The sequence below is a fragment of the Malikia spinosa genome, assembly GCF_002980625.1.
GTDB classification, from domain to species: Bacteria; Pseudomonadota; Gammaproteobacteria; order Burkholderiales; family Burkholderiaceae_C; genus Malikia; species Malikia spinosa.
In genome coordinates this window covers 1-20,837 of sequence record NZ_PVLR01000015.1, presented here as the reverse complement: position 1 = coordinate 20,837, position 20,837 = coordinate 1, and the positions used below count along the sequence as shown (strand labels likewise).

General features: G+C 68.1%; 22 protein-coding genes. 19 read left to right on the top strand and 3 right to left on the bottom strand.

Annotated elements, in window-relative coordinates; translation table 11 throughout:
- Nucleotide 1: 1 nt before the first annotated feature.
- Genes C6P61_RS05825 through C6P61_RS05805 form a run of 5 tightly spaced genes read left to right on the top strand, consistent with a single transcriptional unit; the run spans nucleotide 2 to nucleotide 3,944 of the window.
- Nucleotides 2-244: a BolA family protein gene (locus tag C6P61_RS05825; protein WP_105728993.1), complete on the top strand. Its 243-nt coding sequence runs from the start codon at nucleotides 2-4 to the stop codon at nucleotides 242-244.
- Between the two features lie 2 nt (nucleotides 245-246).
- A complete protein-coding gene (murA, locus tag C6P61_RS05820; RefSeq protein ID WP_105729058.1) occupies nucleotides 247-1,530 on the top strand; it encodes a UDP-N-acetylglucosamine 1-carboxyvinyltransferase in 1,284 nt (427 codons plus the stop codon).
- Complete coding sequence (gene hisG, locus C6P61_RS05815; protein WP_105728992.1) at nucleotides 1,527-2,195, top strand: ATP phosphoribosyltransferase; 669 nt, start codon at nucleotides 1,527-1,529, stop codon at nucleotides 2,193-2,195. Before murA ends, hisG begins: the two co-directional genes overlap by 4 nt.
- A 19-nt stretch (nucleotides 2,196-2,214) precedes the next feature.
- A complete protein-coding gene (hisD, locus tag C6P61_RS05810; protein WP_105728991.1) occupies nucleotides 2,215-3,531 on the top strand; it encodes a histidinol dehydrogenase in 1,317 nt (438 codons plus the stop codon).
- A gap of 41 nt (nucleotides 3,532-3,572) precedes the next feature.
- Nucleotides 3,573-3,944, top strand: coding sequence for an Hpt domain-containing protein (locus C6P61_RS05805; protein WP_105728990.1), 372 nt, complete (start codon nucleotides 3,573-3,575; stop codon nucleotides 3,942-3,944).
- Nucleotides 3,945-3,963: 19 nt separating this feature from the next.
- Here C6P61_RS05805 and C6P61_RS05800 read toward each other — a convergent pair whose 3' ends face one another.
- Complete coding sequence (locus C6P61_RS05800) at nucleotides 3,964-4,803, bottom strand: response regulator transcription factor (protein ID WP_244908784.1); 840 nt, start codon at nucleotides 4,801-4,803, stop codon at nucleotides 3,964-3,966.
- Between the two features lie 152 nt (nucleotides 4,804-4,955).
- Between C6P61_RS05800 and C6P61_RS05795 the strand changes: the two genes are divergently transcribed.
- Complete coding sequence (locus tag C6P61_RS05795; RefSeq protein WP_211296932.1) at nucleotides 4,956-6,452, top strand: methyl-accepting chemotaxis protein; 1,497 nt, start codon at nucleotides 4,956-4,958, stop codon at nucleotides 6,450-6,452.
- Between the two features lie 34 nt (nucleotides 6,453-6,486).
- Here C6P61_RS05795 and C6P61_RS05790 read toward each other — a convergent pair whose 3' ends face one another.
- Nucleotides 6,487-7,215 (bottom strand): SDR family NAD(P)-dependent oxidoreductase, encoded by a 729-nt coding sequence (locus tag C6P61_RS05790; RefSeq protein ID WP_244908783.1) that lies wholly within the window; start codon nucleotides 7,213-7,215, stop codon nucleotides 6,487-6,489.
- 43 nt (nucleotides 7,216-7,258) lie between these two features.
- Nucleotides 7,259-8,197, bottom strand: coding sequence for a MerR family transcriptional regulator (locus C6P61_RS05785; RefSeq protein ID WP_105728987.1), 939 nt, complete (start codon nucleotides 8,195-8,197; stop codon nucleotides 7,259-7,261).
- A 115-nt stretch (nucleotides 8,198-8,312) separates the two neighbouring features.
- Between C6P61_RS05785 and C6P61_RS05780 the strand changes: the two genes are divergently transcribed.
- Genes C6P61_RS05780 through C6P61_RS05720 form a run of 13 tightly spaced genes read left to right on the top strand, consistent with a single transcriptional unit; the run spans nucleotide 8,313 to nucleotide 20,785 of the window.
- Nucleotides 8,313-8,900, top strand: a complete 588-nt coding sequence (locus tag C6P61_RS05780) for a glutathione peroxidase (RefSeq protein WP_105728986.1) — start codon at nucleotides 8,313-8,315, stop codon at nucleotides 8,898-8,900.
- 12 nt (nucleotides 8,901-8,912) lie between these two features.
- Entirely contained in the window at nucleotides 8,913-10,217 is a 1,305-nt protein-coding gene (locus C6P61_RS05775) for an NAD(P)/FAD-dependent oxidoreductase (protein ID WP_105728985.1), read from the top strand.
- On the top strand, nucleotides 10,214-11,062 hold the full coding sequence (locus C6P61_RS05770; protein WP_105728984.1) for a DUF1365 domain-containing protein: 849 nt from the start codon (nucleotides 10,214-10,216) through the stop codon (nucleotides 11,060-11,062). Before C6P61_RS05775 ends, C6P61_RS05770 begins: the two co-directional genes overlap by 4 nt.
- A 19-nt stretch (nucleotides 11,063-11,081) precedes the next feature.
- Nucleotides 11,082-12,320, top strand: coding sequence for an SAM-dependent methyltransferase (locus tag C6P61_RS05765; RefSeq protein WP_105728983.1), 1,239 nt, complete (start codon nucleotides 11,082-11,084; stop codon nucleotides 12,318-12,320).
- The gene (locus tag C6P61_RS05760) at nucleotides 12,317-12,928 is read left to right on the top strand and encodes a chalcone isomerase family protein (RefSeq protein WP_244908782.1); all 612 of its coding nucleotides are present in this window, start codon (nucleotides 12,317-12,319) and stop codon (nucleotides 12,926-12,928) included. Before C6P61_RS05765 ends, C6P61_RS05760 begins: the two co-directional genes overlap by 4 nt.
- Before the next feature lie 12 nt (nucleotides 12,929-12,940).
- Nucleotides 12,941-14,302, top strand: a complete 1,362-nt coding sequence (locus C6P61_RS05755; protein ID WP_105728982.1) for an MFS transporter — start codon at nucleotides 12,941-12,943, stop codon at nucleotides 14,300-14,302.
- Nucleotides 14,299-14,895 (top strand): DUF3833 domain-containing protein, encoded by a 597-nt coding sequence (locus C6P61_RS05750; protein ID WP_105728981.1) that lies wholly within the window; start codon nucleotides 14,299-14,301, stop codon nucleotides 14,893-14,895. Before C6P61_RS05755 ends, C6P61_RS05750 begins: the two co-directional genes overlap by 4 nt.
- The gene (locus C6P61_RS05745; RefSeq protein ID WP_105728980.1) at nucleotides 14,892-15,662 is read left to right on the top strand and encodes an SDR family NAD(P)-dependent oxidoreductase; all 771 of its coding nucleotides are present in this window, start codon (nucleotides 14,892-14,894) and stop codon (nucleotides 15,660-15,662) included. Before C6P61_RS05750 ends, C6P61_RS05745 begins: the two co-directional genes overlap by 4 nt.
- A gap of 3 nt (nucleotides 15,663-15,665) precedes the next feature.
- Complete coding sequence (locus C6P61_RS05740) at nucleotides 15,666-16,097, top strand: nuclear transport factor 2 family protein (RefSeq protein ID WP_105728979.1); 432 nt, start codon at nucleotides 15,666-15,668, stop codon at nucleotides 16,095-16,097.
- Nucleotides 16,098-16,099: 2 nt separating this feature from the next.
- Nucleotides 16,100-17,653, top strand: coding sequence for a cryptochrome/deoxyribodipyrimidine photo-lyase family protein (locus tag C6P61_RS05735; protein ID WP_105728978.1), 1,554 nt, complete (start codon nucleotides 16,100-16,102; stop codon nucleotides 17,651-17,653).
- Between the two features lie 17 nt (nucleotides 17,654-17,670).
- Nucleotides 17,671-17,826 carry a DUF2256 domain-containing protein gene (locus C6P61_RS18305; protein WP_425319733.1) on the top strand — a complete coding sequence of 52 codons (156 nt, stop codon included), beginning with the start codon at nucleotides 17,671-17,673 and terminating at the stop codon, nucleotides 17,824-17,826.
- Nucleotides 17,823-19,190 (top strand): DASH family cryptochrome, encoded by a 1,368-nt coding sequence (locus C6P61_RS05725; protein ID WP_105728976.1) that lies wholly within the window; start codon nucleotides 17,823-17,825, stop codon nucleotides 19,188-19,190. The genes C6P61_RS18305 and C6P61_RS05725 overlap by 4 nt, the downstream gene beginning before the upstream one ends.
- The gene (locus tag C6P61_RS05720) at nucleotides 19,187-20,785 is read left to right on the top strand and encodes a cryptochrome/photolyase family protein (RefSeq protein WP_105728975.1); all 1,599 of its coding nucleotides are present in this window, start codon (nucleotides 19,187-19,189) and stop codon (nucleotides 20,783-20,785) included. The genes C6P61_RS05725 and C6P61_RS05720 overlap by 4 nt, the downstream gene beginning before the upstream one ends.
- Nucleotides 20,786-20,837: the final 52 nt, after the last annotated feature.

The window sequence follows — 20,837 nt, the reverse complement described above, 5'->3', positions numbered from 1 at the left end:
CATGACTTCCGACGAACTGCAATCCATCATCGCCGCCGGCCTGAGCTGCGAGCACCTGGAGGTCTCGGGCGACGGCCGCCACTGGGCCGCCGTGGTCGTGTCCGCTGCCTTCGAGGGCAAGCGCCTGATCGCGCGCCACCAGCAGGTCTACGCGACTCTGGGCGCACGCATCCACAATGACGAGGTGCACGCACTCTCGATCAAGGCCTACACGCCGGCCGAATGGGCCGCTGCCCAGGGCTGAAGATGGACAAGTTACTGATCCGCGGTGGCCGCCGCCTGAACGGCGAGGTGGCGGTTTCGGGCGCCAAGAATGCGGCCTTGCCCGAGCTTTGTGCCGCCTTGCTGACCGACCAGCCCGTGATGCTGCGCAACGTGCCGCGCCTGCGCGATGTCGCGACCATGCGCCAGCTGCTCGAGAACATGGGCGTGCAGACCCAGACCCATGGCGAGCGCGGCGGTTTCACGCTGCAGGCGGCCGATCCGATCCAGCCCGAGGCTCCCTACGAGCTGGTCAAGACCATGCGCGCTTCAGTGCTGGTGCTGGGTCCGCTGCTGGCGCGCTTTGGCCAGGCCAAGGTGTCGCTGCCGGGTGGCTGCGCGATCGGCTCGCGCCCGGTGGACCAGCATATCAAGGGCCTGCAGGCCATGGGCGCCGAGATCGAGGTCGAGCATGGCTACATGATCGCGCGCCTGCCCGCAGGTCGGACCCGGCTCAAGGGCGCCCGCATCACGACCGACATGGTCACGGTCACCGGGACCGAGAACTTCCTGATGGCCGCCACCCTGGCCGAAGGCGAAACCATCCTCGAGAACGCGGCGCAGGAGCCCGAGATCACCGATCTGGCCGAGATGCTGATCAAGATGGGCGCCCGGATCGAGGGCCATGGCACCAGCCGCATCCGCATTCAGGGCGTCGAGAAACTGGACGGCTGTGATCACGCGGTGGTGGCCGACCGGATCGAGGCCGGCACATTCCTGTGCGCGGTCGCGGCGACCGGCGGCGAGGCGCTGCTGCGGCATGCGCGTGCCGACCACCTCGACGCGGTGATCGACAAGCTGCGCGACGCCGGCGTGACGGTCGAGGCCGTCGACGGCGGCCTGCGCGTGGCCTCGCCCGGCGCGGCCCAGCTCAAGGCTCAGACCTTCCGCACCACCGAGCACCCGGGTTTCCCGACCGACATGCAGGCCCAGTTCATGGCGCTCAACGTGGTGGCGCAGGGCAGCAGCAGCGTGACCGAGACCATCTTCGAGAACCGCTTCATGCATGTGCAGGAGCTGCAGCGCCTGGGCGCGCGCATCCACACCGACGGTCGCGTCGCGTTGGTTGAAGGCCTGGGCGAATCCGGCCGCCTGTCGGGCGCGACCGTGATGGCGACCGACCTGCGCGCCTCCGCCAGCCTGGTGATCGCCGGCCTGGTGGCCGCGGGCGAGACCGTGGTCGACCGCATCTACCATCTGGACCGCGGCTACGACCAGATGGAAGTCAAACTGCGCGCCCTCGGCGCCGACATCGAAAGAATCCAATGAGCCAGGCCAAACTGACCCTGGCCCTGTCCAAGGGCCGCATCTTCGAGGAGACCCTGCCGCTGCTGCGTGCCGCCGGCATCGAGGTGCTGGAAGATCCCGAGAAGTCGCGCAAGCTGATCCTGCCGACCAACCGGCCCGATGTGCAGGTGGTGCTGGTGCGTGCCAGCGACGTGCCGACCTATGTCCAGTACGGCGGCGCCGACCTGGGCGTCTGCGGCCGCGACACGCTGATCGAGCACGAGGCCGAGTGGGGCGGTGCCGGCAGCGTCGGTCTCTACCAGCCGCTTGACCTCAAGATCGCCAAATGCCGCATGAGCGTGGCGGTGCGCGCCGATTTCGACTACGCCAGCGCGGTGCGCCAGGGCGCGCGCCTGAAGGTTGCGACCAAGTATGTGGCGATCGCGCGCGAGTTCTTCGCCAGCAAGGGCGTGCACGTCGACCTGATCAAGCTCTACGGCAGCATGGAGCTGGCGCCGCTGACCGGCATGGCCGACGCCATCGTCGACCTGGTCTCGACCGGCAACACGCTGAAGGCCAACCATCTGGTCGAGGTCGAGCCGATCATGGACATTTCCTCGCGTCTGGTCGTCAATCCGGCCGCGCTCAAGGTCAAGCGCGAGCTGATCCGCCCGATCCTCGATGCCTTTGCCCAGGCCACGGCCTGAAACCCGGAACTGTGAAAAGATGAAAGCCACCCCGCTGCTGCTGTGCACCACTGACGCCGATTTCGAAGCCCGCTTCCAGCAGCGCCTGCACTGGTCGGCTGCCACCGATGCCGCGATCGAGCAGCGCGTGGCCGAGATCCTGGCCGATGTGCGCGCGCGTGGCGACGCGGCGGTGATCGAGTACACCCAGCGCTTCGATGGACTGCAGGTCGAGGGCATGGCCGGGCTCGAATTGAAGCAGGACGAGCTCAAGGCGGCCTTTGACGGCCTGCCCGAAGTCCAGCGCGAGGCGCTGCAGGCCGCGGCCGCGCGCGTGCGCCGCTACCACGAGGCGCAAAAGCGCGCCAGCGGCGAGAGCTGGAGCTACCGCGACGAGGACGGCACGCTGCTGGGCCAGAAGGTCACGCCGCTGGACCGGGTTGGCATCTATGTGCCGGGCGGCAAGGCGGCCTATCCGTCTTCCGTGCTGATGAATGCGCTGCCGGCCCATGTCGCCGGTGTCGGCGAGATCATCATGGTGGTGCCGACGCCCCGGGGCGAGCGCAATGCGCTGGTGCTGGCCGCTGCCTATGTGGCGGGCGTCACGCGCGCCTTCACGATCGGCGGTGCGCAGGCCGTGGCCGCGCTGGCCTATGGCACAGCGACCATCCCGAAGGTCGACAAGATCACCGGCCCCGGCAACGCCTATGTCGCCAGCGCCAAGAAGCATGTGTTCGGCACGGTGGGCATTGACATGATCGCCGGCCCGAGCGAGATCCTGGTGCTGGCCGACGGCAGCACGCCGCCCGACTGGGTTGCGATGGATCTGTTCAGCCAGGCCGAGCATGACGAGCTGGCGCAGAGCATCCTGCTCTGTCCGGATGCGGCCTATATCGAGGCGGTCCAGGCCTCGATCGACCGCCTGCTGCCCGAGATGCCGCGCGCCGAGATCATCGCCAAGAGCCTGAACGGGCGCGGCGCGCTGATCCTGACGCGCAGCATGGAAGAGGCCTGCGCGATCAGCAACCGGATCGCGCCCGAGCACCTGGAAGTGTCGTCGAGCGAGCCGATGCGCTGGGAGCCGTTGCTCAGGCATGCGGGTGCCATCTTCCTGGGTGCCTACACCAGCGAATCGCTGGGCGACTACTGCGCCGGTCCGAACCATGTGCTGCCGACCAGCGGCACCGCACGCTTTTCCAGCCCGCTGGGCGTCTACGATTTCCAGAAGCGCAGCAGCCTGATCGAGGTCAGCGAGCAGGGCGCACAGACGCTGGGCCGGATCGCCTCGGTGATCGCGCATGGCGAAGGCCTGCAGGCGCATGCGCGTGCGGCCGAAATGCGGCTGGCGTCTTCCTGAGCCAGCATCGGTCTGGTATCGATGCCGATGTCGGAGCATCAATGCCCGCATCATTCGCTGCACCGGCTGGAGTGGTGCTGAACCAGGCTCATGGCCTGGCGGTTTGTGCCGGTGAGGCGGCCTACCACCACTGTCTCAGCCGCTTCCTCGAGCGTTACCAGGCCAGCGCCGCTGAACTGCAGTCGTCACCGGCGGACCTGGGACGGCTCCTGCATCTGGTGCACCAGCTCAAGAGCACCGCCAGCTATCTGGGGCTGGAGCAAGTCGTTGCCGTGGCGCGTGAGGCGGACGACGCAGTCAGCTCGCCAGAGCAGCTCGACGTCCTGCGCTGGCGACTGCATGTTGCGCTGATCGAGGCATTTGCCGCGATCACCGCCTTGCTGGCGCGTCAGTTTGATGCCAATTCCGGCTAATTCAGGACAAAACCCAGACTCACGGCAGTTTGTCGTGGCGCAGTTCCTGGCGGAATTGGCCAGGCGTCAAGCCGAATCGGGTCTTGAACGCCGCAGTGAAGTTGGCGCCGCTCGTATATCCGAGTTCCCGTGCGATGGACTGGATCTCCAGCAGCGTTTCGGCCAGCAACTGGCGCGCTTTCTTCATGCGCTCTTCGCGCAGGTATTCGAACACGGTCATGCCGACGCAATGCTTGAATGAATTATTCAGTCGACTGACATTTGTACCGGCTGCTCGTGCCACCTGGTCCAGCTTGGGCGTGCGGCCCAGATTGGAGCGCAGATACGAGCGCGCGGCCTCGAAGACCAGGCCATCCAAGGTGGACGAGGGACGGCTTTGCATTCCAACCACGGGCTCAGCTCTTGGGGTGGATTTTCCTTGCAGATGCAGCGTCAGGCGCAAGCCCACTTCCTCGAAGTTGAAGGGCTTCAGGATGTAGTCAACCGCCCCTGCCAGCAGTCCCTGGACACGGTCGTCGGGCGCCGTGTTGGCGCTCATGAACAGGATGTCGATCGCACCTGTCCTGTGATCCGACTTCAGCATGCGGCAGGCGGTCAGACCGTCATAGACCGGCATGTTCACGTCCATCAAGACCAGCTCGGGCTGCAAGCGCTGCGCCTGAGCGATTGCTGCTGCTCCGTCGCCCGCGAGGTAGACATGGCAGCCTTGTCTGCGCAGATAGTTCGCCAGCAGTTCGCGCTGGATTTCCTCGTCTTCCGCGATCAGCAGGCGCCGTCCGCGCAGTCGGTCCAATCCCAACCGCTGGATTTCTGGGCTTGTCGATTCATGCATTGTTTGACCGGGCGGACATTGAAACATTGGTTTCCAGCAATGGCCGCACCTGCTTGGGCAACGCTGAACTAGGTTCGAAAAACTAGACTGGCGCCAAGAATAACTCGACGTGTCCAAAGATGAGCCTCAATACCTCGACTATTCAGGGGGAGTTTGATTACGATCAAAGGCTGACGCTAATGTCGGTCACTGATACCCAGAGTCATATCAGTTACGCGAATGCCGCTTTCGTGGAAGTCAGCGGCTACGACTACGAGGAACTCCAGGGGCAGCCGCACAAGGTGGTCCGACATCCGGACATGCCGGCCGAGGCCTTTGCCGACATGTGGTCGACCATGAAGGCAGGCATGTCCTGGACTGCCCTGGTCAAGAACCGGCGCAAGAATGGTGACCATTACTGGGTGCGCGCGAACGCGGCGCCCATGGTGCGTGCCGGGCGGATCGCGGGCTATATCTCGGTGCGCACCAAGCCCCTGCGTGAGGAAGTCGCCGCAGCCGAGCAGCTGTATGGCGATTTCCGTGCGGCCCGTGCCGGATCGCGCCGGTTTTACCGCGGGTTGATCGTCCGTACCGGGATCTGGTCCTGGCTCTCCTGGTTCCAGTTGATCTCGGTGGCAGCTCGCATGCGCTTGGTGCTGGCCTTGCTTGCCTTGGGCAATCTGGGGCTGCTGGCCTCGCTCGGGCTCGGTGCCGTTCAGTTGGCCATCGCCGCGGCGGTGACCTTGCTGCTGACCGGCCTGGGTGACTGCCTGCTGCAAGCGCAGATCAGTCGTCCGCTCACCAAGCTGGCCCAACAGGCCCAGTCCGTGGCGGCGGGAAATCCGGGTCGGCCGCAACACCTGAACCGGGTCGATGACATCGGCATGATCATGCGGTCGGTCAACCAGGCCGGGTTGAACCTGCGCGCGCTGGTCGATGATGTCCATGTCCAGGTCGACGGCATCCAGGGTGTTGGCGAGCAGATCAAGCAGGCCGGCAATGACCTGTCGGTGCGTACCGAGCAGTCGGCCTCCGGGCTTGAGCAGACTTCGGCCTCGATGGAGGAACTCACTTCCACCGTGATGCAGAACGCCGATGGCGCGTGCCAGGCCACTCAGCTGGCTCAAGAGGCCAGCCAGGCTGCCGTTCGCGGTGGCGAGGTGGTCGGTCAGGTGGTCGATGTGATGCAGCGCATCACGAGCAGCTCGCAGAGGATCGCCGACATCATTGGCCTGATCGATGGCATCGCCTTCCAGACCAATATCCTCGCGCTCAACGCTGCGGTGGAAGCGGCTCGCGCGGGTGAGCAGGGGCGGGGTTTTGCCGTCGTGGCCAGCGAAGTGCGCAGCCTGGCGCAGCGCAGCGCAGCTGCGGCACAAGAGATCAAGTCACTGATCGGACAAAGTGTCGCCGAGGTGAGGGGCGGATCAGCCCTGGTTCAGCAGGCCGGCGAGACGATGGGAGTCATCGTGCGCGAGGTCCAGCGCGTCAGCCAGCTGATCAGCGAGATCACTACCTCCAGCAGCGAGCAGGCCAATGGCATAGCGCAGGTCAGCGTGGCGGTGGTCGAGCTCGACCGGGCGACGCAGGAGAACGCCGTCATGGTGCAAGGCAGCGTGAATGCCTCGCATGAGCTGATGGCCCGGGCCGAGCGGCTGGACAGTGCGGTCGCTGTCTACCGGAATATGCAGGATTAGTCGGGCTTGCTTCTGGGGTGGGGCTGTCTGGCGTTCACCAGGGAATCGACTGCCCGGCGTGGTCGACGAACTGCGCGCGTCCGGTCGGCGCGAGCGCATCGAGCACGCGCAGCAGCCTGCCGGCTGACTCGAGCGGGTCTTGCGCCTGCTCGCCGACGAAGGGCTGGCTCAGGCTTGAGCGCACGGTGCCGGGCTGAAGCGCGGCGATCACGGCCAACGGGCGCCGGCGCGCGATCTCGATCGCGGCGGTCTGCAGCAGCATGTTGAGCGCCGCCTTGGACGCGCGGTAGCCGTACCAGCCGCCCTTGCGGTTGTCCTCGAGGCTGCCGACCCGGGCCGACAGCTTGGCCCAGATCACGCGCTCGCCGCTGGCGAGCCGGCTCAGCAGCTGCTTGAGCAGCAGTGCCGGGCCGATCGCGTTGACGCTCATCGCAGCGAGCAGCGCCTGCGCATCGAGTTCGTCCAGTCGCTTTTCCGGGCCGCGCCCGTCCAGGGTCAGCGCGCCGGTGGCGTCGATCACGAGTTGGAACTTGCCGGCATCGGCCAGGGCCAGCGCCAGCCGCTCCAGGCTGGCCGGGTCGCTGAGGTCGAAGCCGGGCTGGCTGCTGCGCGACAGCGCGGTCACGCTGGCGCAGCGCGGATCGGATTGCAGCAGCGTCACGAAGGCCTGGCCGATGGCGCCGCTGGCACCCAGCACCAGGGCCGAATAGCCCGCGCGCAGGCTCTGCATCGAGGGGGCGGGGAGGGTGGTCTGGTCTTGCATTTCGTCTCTTGCCTGGGGTGGAGGATCGGCTGGATCAAGCAGATCAGCCACGGGCCGCGCGCCAGCGCGCCAGGCCGGTATTGACCTGAGCGTCGTTGACCACGGGCAGCACGCCCTTGGGCAGACGGCGCCGGTTGGCGCTGGCCCAGGCGCCGCCGACCCAGAGTCCGACCTCGGCTGGCAGCTGCTGGCGCAGCAAGGCCAGCTGATCTGCGATCTCGCGCACCGAGGCGTGCAGGCTGATGCTGAGCGCGACGATGTCGACCTGGAAATGTTCGACCGCAGACAGGATTTCGCTCGGCGGCAGCCGGGGGCCGAGCGCGACGCGCTCGCAGCGCGCGAGCGCGAAATAGCATTCGGCCATCAGCAGGCCCAGCGTGTGCTGCTCCTGCGGCAGCGTGGTCAGCAGCACGCGTGGTGGGCGGCTGCTGCCGTTGCTGGCGTCCAGGTTGGCGATGGCTTCGCGCAGCACCGACTGCAGGGTTTCGCTGAACAGGTGTTCCTGGTGGATCGAGAGCCGGTCGGCCAGCCAGGCCTGGCCGATCCGGTGGCCCAGCGGCACCAGCAACTGCTCGATCGCCTGCGACAGGCCCAGCTGCTGCAGCTGTTGTTGCAGGGCTGCCCGCAGTTGCGCTGGCTGGCCTTGCTCGAGCAGGTTGAGCCAGTCGTCCAGGTCGGCCGACGCGTCGGACTGGTCAGCCGGAGCGCAGCTGGCCTGCAACATGGCTTCGAGCACCGGCAGCGACAGCGGCACCACCTTGCCCGGTCGATGGCCCGAGTCGAGCAGCTGCTTGATCCGCAGCAGGCGTTGCAGCTGTGGCTGGTCGTACAGCCGGTCGCCACGCGCGTCGCGCAGCGGGGTCGGAAAACCGTAGCGGCGTTCCCAGATCCGCAAGGTGTCCTTGCCCAGCCCGGTGTCGCGCTCGATCTCGGCGATGCTCCAGAGGTTGGGCGCTTGGCTGCAGTCGGCGGTCTGATTCATGTTCGCGGGTGATGAGGCGGGCAAGGCGATGGGGTTCCGGGTTTATCCTGACTGTCGCACGCGACTCGGATAAATAGAGCATACTTGTCTTTGTCCAAGACAAATAGAGGGCGTCATGAAATTCCTGCATTTGAGCCTCCCTTTCGCCGCTGGCGCGATGCTGGCCCTCAGCGGCGCCTCCGTGCAGGCCGCCGAGCCGGCTGCCAGCTGCCCGGCCCTGTTGCAGCACAGCTTCCCGCGCCTGCAGGACGAGAAGCCGCAGTCGCTGTGTCAGTACAGCGGCAAGGTGCTGCTGGTGGTCAATACCGCCAGCTACTGCGGCTTCACCGGCCAGTACGAGGGCCTGGAGCAACTCCATGCGCGCTACCGCGACAAGGGCCTGGTCGTGCTGGGCTTTCCGTCCAACGATTTCGCCCAGGAGTCGGGCAACAACCAGCAGATTGCCGAATTCTGCAGCAACACCTACGGCGTCAAGTTCCCGATGTTCGCCAAGAGTTCGGTCGTCGGCGCCCAGGCCTCGCCCTTCTTTCGCCAGCTGGCCGAGGCCACCGGCCAGAAGCCGCGCTGGAATTTCTACAAATACCTGATCGGTCGCGACGGCAAGCCGGTCGCGTCCTACTCCAGCATGACCAGCCCTGACAGCAAGGGCCTGTTGCGTGAGGTCGAACGCCTGCTGGCCCAGCCGGCGCCGGCCACACGCTGAAAGAAGATACCGATGAAGATTGCGATTGTCGGCTCCGGCATCTCGGGCTTGGCCGTGGCCCATGCGCTCAAGGGACAGGCGGCGTTGACCCTGTTCGAGGCGGGTGACTATTTCGGCGGCCATACCCACACGGTCGACGTGACCCTGCCCGACGCCAGCGGGCGCCCCGTCACCCGGGGCGTCGATACCGGTTTCCTGGTCTACAACGAGCGGACCTACCCGCAGCTGATCGCGCTGTTTGCCGAGCTTGGTGTCCAGACCGTCCAGTCCGACATGTCGTTCTCGGTCCAGGTGCCGGATGCCGGCCGCGGGCGCGCGCTCGAGTGGAGCGGCTGCAACCTGGCCTCGCTGTTCGCGCAAAAGCGCAATCTGCTCAATCCGCGCTTCCTCGGCATGCTGGCCGACCTGCTGCGCTTCAATGCGCTGTGCCACCGCATCGCCGCGGCCGGGCGTGACGCTGAGCTGATGCAGCCGCTGGGCGAGTTCCTGCTGCAGCACCGCTTCGGCGCGGCGTTCCGCGACTGGTATTTCCTGCCGATGCTGGGCTGCATCTGGAGCTGCCCGACCGACCAGATGCTGCAGTTCCCGGTCGCGACCATGATCCGCTTCTGCCACAACCACGGCCTGATCCAGATCACCAACCGGCCGCAGTGGCACACGGTCGCCGGCGGCGCGCGCCATTATGTCGACAAGATCCTGGCCGGCATCGCCGACAAGCGGCTGAACACGCCGGTGCGGCTGATCGAGCGCGACGCGGCCGGCGTGCGCCTCGTGACCGACCGCGGCGCCGAGCGCTTCGACCAGGTGGTGCTGGCGACCCATTCGGACCAGGCGCTGGCGCTGCTGCGCCAGCCCAGCGCGCAAGAGCGCGAGCTGTTGGGCGCGATCCGCTACCAACCGAACCGGGCCGTGCTGCACACCGATGTGGCGGTGATGCCGCAGCGCAAGCGCGCCTGGGCGGCCTGGAACTACGAACGCGCCGCCGATGACGGTCGTGAATCGGCCCGGGTCTGCCTGCATTACTGGCTCAACCTGCTGCAGCCGCTGCCGTTCGCGCAGGATGTGATGGTGTCGCTCAATCCGGTGCGCGAGATCGATCCGGCCCGCATCATCGGCGAATACGAGTATGCGCACCCGGTGTTCGACCTGGCCGCGATCCGCGCCCAGCAGCGGCTGGGCGAACTGCAGGGTCAGCAGCACAGCTGGTTCTGCGGTGCCTGGACCGGCTACGGTTTCCACGAGGACGGACTCAAGTCCGGGCTGGCGGTGGCGGCCGGGCTCAAGCAGCAGCTGCAGGCCTGGCGGGAGGCGGCATGAGCCTGTCGGCCGCGCCAGCCGCTTTGGCCTCCTCGGCTCCAGCAGCGGCGCTCGAGCCGGCTGGCTGGCCTGGCGCCGGGCCGCTGATCGGTTTCGGCCAGGTGCACCACAGCCGGCTGCGGCCGAGCCGCAACGACTTCACCTATCCGACCTGGTTCCTGCTGCTGCCGATGCGCCGCCTGGCGGCCGACCCGTCGAGCGCCGGTGCGCTGGCGCTGAACCGCCCGGGGCTGATCAGCTTCTTCGATGCCGACCATGGCGACGGCCGTGGGCCGCAGCAGGGCGGTGCGCTGGCCTGGCTCGACGAGCTGCTGCGCGCCGAGGGCATCGGCGATGCCGATGGCGAGGTCTGGCTGCATGCCTATCCGCGCGTGCTCGGCCACAGCTTCAAGCCGGTCAGCTTCTGGTATTGCGAGCGTGCCGACGGCAGCCTGCGCGCGATCGTGGCCGAGGTCAACAACACCTTCGGCGAGCGCCATGGCTATCTGCTCGAGCACCCGCGCTACGGCGTCGAGCTGCAGACCGAGAAGGTCTTTCACGTCTCGCCCTTCTGTGCAGTGGCGGGGCGCTATCGCTTCCGTTTCCTGCGCCAGCAGCAGGCCGGCAGCCTGCAGACCCTGGTGCGGGTCGACCACGACGACGAGGCCGGCCCGCTGTTGCGCACCAGCGTCGGCGGGCGGCTCGAGGCCGTCACCCGCGCCAGCCTGCGGCGTGCGCTGCTGGGCTATCCGGCCATGACGCTGATGATCGTGTGGCGCATCCACTGGCAGGCGCTCAAGCTCTGGGCCAAGCGCGTGCGCTTCCATGCCAAGCCCACTCCCCCCGACCGATTCCTGACCCGCTGATCCGCGGGAGGCTTCATCCATGAACAGTTCCACAGTTCCCCAAGGCGTCTCTGGCCTGCAGCCCTTGCCGGCCGATCTGCCCGCTTCGGCCCGTACCCTGTTCGGCCTGCTGCAGCGCCTGCCCCACGGCACGCTGACCCTGCAGCTGCCCGATGGCCAGCTGCAGCATTTCGGCCAGGCCGAGTCGGGCGCGCCCTGCGCGGTGATCCACCTGCACAACTGGAAGCCCTGCGCGGCCGCGCTCAAGTCGGGCGACATCGGCTTTGCCGAGAGCTATATCGCCGGTGATTGGAGCACGCCGCACCTGGCCGAGCTGCTCGGCCTGCTGGCCGCGAACCGGCAGGCGCTCGATGCGGTGATCTTCGGCCACTGGGCCGGCCGGCTGCTGTACCGGATCAAGCATTTGCTGAACCGCAACACGCGCGCCAACAGTCGCAAGAACATCCATGCCCATTACGACCTCGGCAACGCGTTCTACCGGCTCTGGCTCGATCCGAGCATGAACTATTCATCGGCCTGGTTCGAGGGTCGTCCGGACGGCGACCTGAACCAGGCCCAGCATGCCAAGGTGGCGCGCGCGTTGCGCCAGGTCGGGTTGCAGCCGGGCCAGCGCCTGCTCGAGATCGGCTGCGGCTGGGGTGCGCTGGCGGAAAAGGCCACGCTCGAGTTCGGTGCCTCGGTGACTGGCGTGACCCTGTCGACCGAGCAGCTTGATTTCGCGCGCCAGCGGCTGGCCGACCAGGGCCAGTCGGAGCGGGTCGATCTGCGGTTGCAGGACTACCGCGATATCGATGACGGGCCCTATGACGCGATCTGCTCGATCGAGATGATCGAGGCCGTGGGCCAGGAATACTGGTCGACCTATTTCCAGGCCGTGCAGCGCCTGCTCAAACCCGGCGGCAAGGCCTGCATCCAGAGCATCGTGATCGATGACAGTCTGTTCGCGCGCTATCTGCGCTCGACCGATTTCATCCAGCAGTACATCTTTCCGGGCGGCTGCCTGCCTTGTCCGCAGGAATTCAAGCGCCAGGCCGAGGCTGCCGGCCTGCGCGTGGTCGACCAGTTTGGCTTCGGCCTCGACTATGCCGAGACCTGCCGGCGCTGGCGCGAGTCCTTCCTGGCTCGGCGCGAGGAGGTGCTGCAGCTCGGCTTCGACGAGCGCTTCATCCGGGTCTGGGAGTTCTACCTGGCCTATTGCGAGGCTGGCTTTCGGGCCGGCGACATTGACGTGCGTCAGTACACGCTGCAAAAGCCATGAGCCCTGCCGCCCGGCGCCGCATCGGTCCGCTGCTGCTGTGCGTCGGGCTGGCCATGTCCTGCTCGGGCAGTGCCCAGGCACAGGGCCAGGCGCTGGCGGCAACCGAGCCGGTGCCCGCGACGGCCGCGCTGGCGGACAGCGGTCGCCTGGCGCCGCTGGCGGGGACCCGGCTCGCGGGCCAGGGCCTGCTGCGCTTCTGGGGCCTCGAGGTCTACCAGGCCAGTCTCTGGGTCGGGCCCGGTTTCCGGCCCGAGTCCTTTGCCAGCCAGCCGTTCGCGCTCGAGCTTGAATACCGGCGCGCCTTCAAGGCCGGCGCGATCGCCGACCGCTCGATCCAGGAGATGCGCCGCCTGGGCACCTTCAGCGATTCCCAGGCCCAGCGCTGGCAGCGTGCCCTGCAGGCGGCGCTGCCCGATGTCAGGCCGGGCGACCGGATCGTCGGTCTGCATCGGCCGGGCCTGGGCGCGCGCTTCGAGCAGGGCGGACGCTTGCTGGGCGAGGTGGCCGATCCCGAGTTCGCGCGCCTGTTCTTTGCCATCTGGCTCTCGCCCGCGACTTCCGAGCCGACGCTGCGCGAGGCGCTGCTGGCTGGCGTCGGCCCGGGCTGAGGCAGGACTGCCATGCCTGCCGTACTCGGTTCCGAATCCGATCAACCGGTCGCCGCTGCGCCGGTCGCAGGACCAGCGCCGCGCAGCGTGAGCCTGAACGCCCGCCAGAGTCTGGCCTACGGCCTGCTCGGGCTGCCGCTGGCGTTTGTCTCGCTGCCGCTGTATGTGCTGCTGCCGCATCACTATGCGCGCGAGTTCGGCCTGCCGCTGGCGACGCTGGGTGCCTTGCTGCTGGCTGCGCGGCTGGCCGATGCGCTGATCGATCCTTTTCTGGGGCGCTGGATCGACCGCTGCTTTCGTCGCTCGGCGCGCAGCGTGCAGCGGCTGGGGCTGCTGGCCGCGCTGCTGCTGGCGCTGGGCCTGACCGGCCTGTTCCTGCCACCGCTGCGCGCTGCCAATGCCTTGCTGCTCTGGGCCGGCGCCGCCTTGCTGCTGACCTATGCCGCCTACAGCCTGCTGGCCATCGCGCATCAGGCCTGGGGCGCGCGGCTCGGCGGCGGCGAGGTCGAGCGCGGCCGCATCGTGGCCTGGCGCGAGGGCGCGGGCCTGTTCGGGGTTGTGCTGGCCTCCGTGCTGCCGGCCTGGCAGGGCATCGGTGCCATGCTGGCCGTGTTCGCCATCAGCCTGGCGCTGGGCTGCCTGGCCTGGTGGCATTCGCCGCTGCCGCACGCACCGCACGCGCCGCACGCGCCGCAGGGGGTGGTCGATCCGGGGCGGGTGCCGGTCTCGTTCTGGCAGCCCTGGCGCCAGCCGGCGTTTCGGGGCCTGCTCGGGGTGTTCGTGCTCAACGGCATCGCCACTGCGATTCCGGCCACGCTGGTGCTGTTCTTCATCGAGGACCGGTTGCAGGCCCCGGCGGCCCAGCAGCCGCTGTTCCTGCTGACCTATTTCCTGGCGGCGGCGCTCGGTTTGCCGCTGTGGCTGCGCCTGGTGCGGATCTGGGGGCTGGCGCGCAGCTGGCTGCTCGGCATGGGGCTGTCGGTGGCGGTGTTCAGCTGGGCCGCAGCGCTGGGCGCGGGCGACCTGATCCCGTTCGGCCTGGTCTGCCTGCTGGCCGGTCTGGCTCTCGGTGCCGACCTGGCATTGCCGAGCGCCTTGCTGGCGGGTCTGCTGGCTGAGTCGGGTCAGCGCGACCAGCATGCCGCGACCTATTTCGGCTGGTGGAATTTCGCCACCAAGCTCAACCTCGCACTGGCTGCCGGTCTGGCGCTGCCGCTGCTGGCCTGGTGGGGTTACGAGCCGGGCAGCCGCAGCGCGCAGGGCTTGCTGGCCCTGAGCTGGGCCTATGCCGTGCTGCCCTGTGTCCTCAAACTGTTGGCGGCGGCGGCGCTCTGGCGCTGGAGCCGTCTGCATCATCCCTGGAGTTCCCGATGAAACCGAAACTTCTGCTGCTGTCGCTGGCGGCCGGCCTGGCGATCTTGACTGGTTGTGCCGGCCCGCAGGTCACCGACTACGCCGCCGAGCAACCCGCGCTCGATCTGCGGCGCTATTTCGACGGCCCGGTTGAGGCCCATGGCATGTTCCAGGACCGTGGCGGCGCGGTCGTCAAGCGCTTCACGGTCCGCATGGAGGGGCGCTGGGAAGGCGAGCAGGGCGTGCTCGACGAGCATTTCCTCTATTCGGACGGCACGCGCGAGCGCCGCATCTGGCGCCTGACCCATCACGGCAACGGCCGCTACACCGGGCGCGCCGATGACGTGGTCGGCGAGGCCAACGGCCAGGTCGCGGGCAACGCCTTTCGCTGGGCCTACACGCTCAAGCTGCCGGTCGACGGCAAGACCTACGAGGTCCAGTTCGATGACTGGATGTACCTGATCGACCAGCAGGTCATGCTGAACCGCGCCACCATGAGCAAGTTCGGCCTGCGCCTGGGCGAGGTCACGCTGAGCTTTTACAAGCCGGTTTCGCTGGCCGCTGCCCAGGCGGAACCCGCCGCTGCGGCCGCACCGACCGGAGTGGCGCGATGAGCCTGAACCCACGCATCGACCGCTGGCAGGGTCGGCGCGTCTGGCTGATCGGGGCTTCCAGCGGCATCGGCCGCGCCACCGCCAGCCTGTTGCATGGGCGCGGTGCCCGCGTGATCGTGTCGGCACGCCAGGCCGCCGCGCTCGACGACTTCGTCGCCGCCCATCCGGGCAGCCAGGCGCTGGCGCTCGACATCACCGACCGCGCGGCGCTGCAGCAGGCCTCCGATCAGCTGCTGGCCGCCGGCCCGCTCGATCTGGTCTGCTACCTCGCGGGTCACTACCAGCCGATGCGCGCGATGGACATCGACCTCGACGACGCGTTGCGCCATCAGCAGGTCAACCTGACCGGGGTCTGGCATCTGCTGGCGGCCTTGCTGCCGGCGCTGCTGGCGCAGGGCCATGGTCATGTCAGCCTGGTCAGCAGCGTGGCGGGTTTTCGCGGCCTGCCCAGGAGCCTGGCCTACGGCCCGACCAAGGCCGCGCTGATCAACCTTGCCGAATCGCTCTACCTCGACCTGCAGCCGCGGGGCCTGGGCGTCAGCGTGATCACGCCCGGCTTCGTCGCGACGCCGCTGACCGCCGGCAACGACTTCCCGATGCCGGCGCTGCTGACGCCCGAACAGGCTGCCGCCGAGATCGTGCGCGGCTGGGAGCGCGGCGAATTCATGATCCATTTCCCCAAGCGCTTCAGCCGCTTCCTGCTGCTGCTGCGACTGCTGCCCTACCGCGCCTATTTCGCGCTGGTGCGGCGCCTGACCGGGCTCTGAGCCATGCCACCGGACGCCATTTCCCGCTTCGCCCGTTATTTCGAGCAACTGCAGCCGGCCGATATCGCGCGGCTCGGCCAGTATTACGCCGCCGACGCACGCTTCAAGGACCCGTTCAACGACGTGCGCGGCGTGCCGGCGATCGCGCGCATCTTCCAGCACATGTTCGACTCGCTCGACCAGCCGCGCTTCGTCGTCACCCAGCAGCTGCAGCAGGGCAGCGACGCCTTCCTGAGCTGGGACTTCACCTTCCGCTTCAAGAACTTCAGGCGCGGCGAGCTGCAGCGCATCGAGGGCGCAACGCACCTGAAGCTCGATGACGCCGGGCTGGTGACGCTGCACCGCGACTACTGGGATGCGGCCGAGGAGCTCTATGAAAAGCTGCCGCTGGTCGGCGGCCTGATGCGCTGGCTGAAAGCGCGCGCCAACGCCTGAGCATGAGCTACCGCGTCGTCTGGTTCAAGCGCGACCTGCGCCTGTGCGACCATGCGCCGCTGGCCGAGGCGGCACGCCTGGGTCCGGTGCTGTGCCTGTATGTGATCGAGCCCGGGCTCTGGGCCCAGCCCGACGCCGCGACCCAGCATTACCGCTTCGCGCTCGAGGGGCTGGCCGATCTGGCGGCCGAACTGCAGCGCCTGGGTGGGCGGCTGCTGGTGCGAGTCGGCGAGGCGGTCGAGGTGCTGGATCAGCTGTACCGCGCCGCGCCCTTTCTGGCACTGCACGCGCACGAGGAGACCGGCAACGGCTGGACCTATGTGCGCGACCTGGCAGTCGGGCGTTGGTGTCGCGCGCGCGGCGTGGCCTGGCGCGAGTGGCCGCAGTTCGGTGTCGTGCGCCGGCTGGCGGACCGCAAGCACTGGCAGCGCGAATGGGAGGCGCTGATGGCCCAGCCGCAGGCTGGTTTGCCTGCACTGCGCTGCTTCGAGCCGCCCTGGTCCAGCGACCTGCCGCCCCAGCCGGCGCAGCTGGGGCTGGACCCCTGGCAGCCGCCGCAGCGCCAGCGGGGCGGCCGGCGGCGCGCGCTGGCGCTGCTCGACGACTTCCTCGACCAGCGCTGCGAGCGCTACCGGGGCCATATCTCGTCGCCGCTGTCGGCACCGACCGCCTGTTCGCGCCTGTCGCCCTATCTGGCGCAGGGCAGCGTCAGCCTGCGCGAAGTGGTGCAGGCCACGCGCGCGCAGATCGCCCGGTTGCCCGATTCGCAGGCGCGGGCCCGCCAGGGCTTGCAGGCCTTCCTGAGCCGGCTCTACTGGCATTGCCATTTCATCCAGAAGCTCGAGAGCGAGCCGGCGCTCGAATCGTGCAATCTGCACCGCGGCTACGATGGCCTGCGCGAGCCCGACTGGAACCCGGCCCATTTCGAGGCTCTGGTGCAGGGCCGCACCGGCTGGCCGCTGGTCGATGCCTGCGTCGCGATGCTGCACCAGACCGGCTGGCTCAATTTCCGCATGCGCGCGATGCTGGTCTCGGTCGCGGCCTATCCGCTCTGGTTGCACTGGCGCGAGGTCGGCCTGTGGCTGGCCAGGGAGTTCCTCGACTACGAACCCGGCATCCACTGGAGCCAGTTGCAGATGCAGTCGGGCACCACCGGCATCAACACCACCCGGGTCTACAACCCGATCAAGCAGGCGCGCGACCAGGACCCGCAGGGCGTGTTCGTGCGGCGCTGGCTGCCGGCCTTGCGCCGCGTGCCCGACAGCTGGATCTTCGAGCCCTGGCGCCTGCCGCCCGAGCTGCAGCAGCGTTGTGGCCTGCGGGTCGGCGTCGATATCGCGCTGCCGCTGGTCGATCTCGAAGTCGCCACCCGTGAGTCCAAGCAAAGACTCTACGCGCGCCGCGCCCAGCCCGAGGTGCGCGCCGCCAAGGCCGCCATCGTCGACAAGCATGGCTCGCGCAAGGGCATGCCGGGGCGAGTTTCTGATCGCGGCACCCGCGTCACCCGTCGCAACGCAGCAGCGCCCGACGCGGCGCAACTGAGCCTGGATTTTTGAGAGCGATCCGCATGAAGATGAAGAAGAAAACCGATCTGCCGAGCAAGACCTGCCTCTGCTGCGGCCTGCCCTTTACCTGGCGCAAGAAATGGGAGCGCGACTGGGATCAGGTCAAGTACTGCTCCGAGCGCTGCCGCCGCAGCGCGCCCAAGTCCCAGCAGGCGCAACGATGAGCACCGGCGTGATCTACTGGCTGCGCAACGACCTGCGCCTGCACGACAACCTGGCCTTGCTGCTGGCGGCAAGGCGGGCACGCGAGCAGGGCGGCTGGTTGCTGCCGGTCTATCTGCACGACCCGCAGCAGCAGCGCGACACGCGCTGGGGCTTTGCGCGCATGGGGTCGCACCGGCGCGCCTTCCTGGCACAGGCGCTTGATGACCTGAAGCCACGGCTGCAGGCGCTGGGCAGCGATCTGATCGAGTTGCAGGGCAGTCCGGCTTTGCTGCTGCCCGGATTGATGCGCCAGCTTGGCGCCAGCCGGCTGGTCTGCGAGGCCATCGCCGCGCCCGAGGAACAGGACGCGGTGCAGGCGCTGCGCGCGGCCGGGCTGCAGGTCGAGACGGTCTGGCAATCCAGCCTGATCGATCCGGCTGACCTGCCTTTCCGTCCCGAGGCTGTGCCCGATACCTTCACCACTTTCCGCCAGAAACTCGAACGCGCTGGTGTGCTGGAAGCCCTGCCAAGGCCGGCGCCCGATGCGCTGCCACCGCTGCCGGCTGCAGTCGCGGCAATGGTTCCCGGCGCGGCGGGCGATTCCGCTGCGGAGGGCGCACCGGCGCTGCGCGCCTGGCTGGCGGCTGCGACCGCACGCCCCGCCATCCCGCCTGCTGCTGCCGATCCGCGCAGCTCCTTCCCTTATGCCGAAGCCTGCTGCCATGGTGGCGAGCGCGCCGCGCTGGCCCATCTGCGCCAGTATTGCGCGCGCGGCCTGCCGCACAGCTACAAGGACACCCGCAACGGCCTGGCGGGGCTCGACTACTCGAGCAAGTTCTCGCCCTGGCTCGCGACCGGCGCGCTGTCGCCACGCCAGGCCATGGCTGCCATCCGCGCCTTCGAGGCCGAGCGCGGCGCCAACGACGGCAGCTACTGGCTCTGGTTCGAGCTGCTCTGGCGCGACCATTTCCGTTGGATGCAGTGCAAGCATGGGCGCCGTCTCTACGGCCCGCGCGGCCTGTCCGACTTGCCCTTGCCGGCGCACAACGCCCGCGGTTTCGAGCGCTGGACCCAGGGCCGCACCGGCAACCCGCTGGTCGATGCCGGCATGCGCGAACTCATCTGCACCGGCTATCTGTCGAACCGGCTGCGCCAGAACGTGGCCAGCTATCTGGTGCACGACCTCGGCGGTGACTGGCGCGCCGGTGCCGCCTGGTTCGAGTCCCAGCTGCTCGACTACGATGTCCAGAGCAACCAGGGCAACTGGCTCTATGTCGCCGGGCGCGGCACCGACCCGCGCGGTGGTCGCCGTTTCAACACCCACAAGCAGGCGCAGGACTACGACCGCGACGGCGCCTATCGCCGGCTCTGGGGCCAGCCATGAGCGCCATCGAACCCACTGCTGCCCAAGCCATCGGCCCAGCCGCTGCCGCCACCAGCGCGCCGGCCGGCCCGACGCTGTGCCTGATCCTGGGCGACCAGCTCAATCCGCTGCATTCCTGGTTCGCCCGCCCCGATCCGCAGCGGGTCCATGTCCTGCTGGAGCTGCGCCAGGAAACCGACTATGTCGTGCACCACGCACAGAAGGTGATCGCGATCTTTGCCGCCATGCGCGACTTCGCGCGCCAGCTCAAGGCCGCCGGCCACCGCGTGCGCCATGTCGCGATCGACGATGCCTCGAACCGCCAGTCGCTGACTGCCAACCTCGATGCGCTGATCAGCCATTACGGTGCCAGCGCGGTCGAGTGGCAGCAACCCGACGAATGGCGGCTCGACGCGCAGCTGAACGACTGGGCCGCGCGCCAGCCGATTGCCTGCCAGGCCGTCGACAGCGAGCATTTCTATACCGCGCGCGGCGAGGCGGCCGAGCTCTTTGCCGACCGCAAGCAGTGGCTGCTCGAGCATTTCTACCGCACGCTACGGCGGCGCCACGGCGTGCTGCTCGACGCCGACGGCCAGCCGGAGGGCGGCCAGTGGAACTTCGATGCCGACAATCGCAAGTCCTGGCCCGGCAATCCGCCCGAACCCGCTGACCGCCGGCCGCGGCATGACCATTCGGCGCTATGGCGCCAGATCGAGGCTGCCGGCATCGTCACCCTGGGCCAGCCGCAGGCGGCTGATTTCCGCTGGCCGCTGAACCGCGCCGAGGCCTTGCAGCAGCTCGACGACTTCATCGAGCAGGCACTGCCGCATTTCGGTGACTACCAGGATGCGCTCTCCAGCAAGAGCTGGCGCCTGTTTCACTCGCTGTTGTCGTTCGCGCTCAATGTCAAGATGCTGAACCCGCAGGAGGTGGTGCAGCGCGTCGAGCAGGCCTGGCGCGAGGGCAGGGCGCCGCTGGCCGCTACCGAGGGCTTCATCCGTCAGATCCTGGGTTGGCGCGAATATGTGCGCGGCGTCTACTGGGCCCGCATGCCGGGCTACACCGAATCCAACGCGCTGGGGCACCAGCGCCCGTTGCCGCACTGGTTCTGGAACGGCGACACCGGCATGGCCTGCCTGGCGGCGGCGATCCGGGCTTCACTGCAGCAGGCCTATGCGCACCATATCCAGCGCCTGATGGTGATTGGCAACTTCGCGCTGCTGGCCGGGCTCGACCCGCAGCCGCTGCACCGCTGGTACCTGGGCATCTACATCGACGCCTTCGAATGGGTCGAGGCGCCCAATACCCTCGGCATGAGCCAGTTCGCCGATGGCGGCCAGCTCGCGACCAAGCCCTATGTGTCCAGCGCCGCCTACCTGGACCGCATGGGCGACCACTGCAAGGGCTGCCGTTACGACAAGAAGCCGAAAACCGGCGAGCGCGCCTGCCCGTTCAACGCGCTCTACTGGGACTTCTTCGAGCGCCAGGCCGAGCGCCTGCGCGGCAACCACCGGCTGGCCATGGTCTACAAGAACCTCGACAAGATGACGCCCGAGGCGCGAGCCGCTCTCAGCGAACAGGCTGCAGCCACGCTGGCGCGCATCGAGACGCTCTGACCGCATTCAGCCATCGGCAGGCTCGGCAGGGCCCGCGGGGGGGGGGCCCCCC

Coding starts and splice junctions, on each gene's coding strand:
- C6P61_RS05785 (WP_105728987.1), bottom strand. CDS start 8,197: ATGAATCAGACCGCCGACTGCAGCCAAGCGCCCAACCTCTGGAGCATC.
- C6P61_RS05775 (WP_105728985.1), top strand. CDS start 8,913: ATGAAGATTGCGATTGTCGGCTCCGGCATCTCGGGCTTGGCCGTGGCC.
- C6P61_RS05720 (WP_105728975.1), top strand. CDS start 19,187: ATGAGCGCCATCGAACCCACTGCTGCCCAAGCCATCGGCCCAGCCGCT.
- hisD (WP_105728991.1), top strand. CDS start 2,215: ATGAAAGCCACCCCGCTGCTGCTGTGCACCACTGACGCCGATTTCGAA.
- C6P61_RS05755 (WP_105728982.1), top strand. CDS start 12,941: ATGCCTGCCGTACTCGGTTCCGAATCCGATCAACCGGTCGCCGCTGCG.
- C6P61_RS05735 (WP_105728978.1), top strand. CDS start 16,100: ATGAGCTACCGCGTCGTCTGGTTCAAGCGCGACCTGCGCCTGTGCGAC.
- C6P61_RS05740 (WP_105728979.1), top strand. CDS start 15,666: ATGCCACCGGACGCCATTTCCCGCTTCGCCCGTTATTTCGAGCAACTG.
- C6P61_RS05790 (WP_244908783.1), bottom strand. CDS start 7,215: ATGCAAGACCAGACCACCCTCCCCGCCCCCTCGATGCAGAGCCTGCGC.
- hisG (WP_105728992.1), top strand. CDS start 1,527: ATGAGCCAGGCCAAACTGACCCTGGCCCTGTCCAAGGGCCGCATCTTC.
- C6P61_RS05780 (WP_105728986.1), top strand. CDS start 8,313: ATGAAATTCCTGCATTTGAGCCTCCCTTTCGCCGCTGGCGCGATGCTG.
- C6P61_RS05765 (WP_105728983.1), top strand. CDS start 11,082: ATGAACAGTTCCACAGTTCCCCAAGGCGTCTCTGGCCTGCAGCCCTTG.
- murA (WP_105729058.1), top strand. CDS start 247: ATGGACAAGTTACTGATCCGCGGTGGCCGCCGCCTGAACGGCGAGGTG.
- C6P61_RS05825 (WP_105728993.1), top strand. CDS start 2: ATGACTTCCGACGAACTGCAATCCATCATCGCCGCCGGCCTGAGCTGC.
- C6P61_RS05795 (WP_211296932.1), top strand. CDS start 4,956: ATGTCGGTCACTGATACCCAGAGTCATATCAGTTACGCGAATGCCGCT.
- C6P61_RS05805 (WP_105728990.1), top strand. CDS start 3,573: ATGCCCGCATCATTCGCTGCACCGGCTGGAGTGGTGCTGAACCAGGCT.
- C6P61_RS05760 (WP_244908782.1), top strand. CDS start 12,317: ATGAGCCCTGCCGCCCGGCGCCGCATCGGTCCGCTGCTGCTGTGCGTC.
- C6P61_RS05750 (WP_105728981.1), top strand. CDS start 14,299: ATGAAACCGAAACTTCTGCTGCTGTCGCTGGCGGCCGGCCTGGCGATC.
- C6P61_RS05800 (WP_244908784.1), bottom strand. CDS start 4,803: ATGTTTCAATGTCCGCCCGGTCAAACAATGCATGAATCGACAAGCCCA.
- C6P61_RS05745 (WP_105728980.1), top strand. CDS start 14,892: ATGAGCCTGAACCCACGCATCGACCGCTGGCAGGGTCGGCGCGTCTGG.
- C6P61_RS18305 (WP_425319733.1), top strand. CDS start 17,671: ATGAAGAAGAAAACCGATCTGCCGAGCAAGACCTGCCTCTGCTGCGGC.
- C6P61_RS05770 (WP_105728984.1), top strand. CDS start 10,214: ATGAGCCTGTCGGCCGCGCCAGCCGCTTTGGCCTCCTCGGCTCCAGCA.
- C6P61_RS05725 (WP_105728976.1), top strand. CDS start 17,823: ATGAGCACCGGCGTGATCTACTGGCTGCGCAACGACCTGCGCCTGCAC.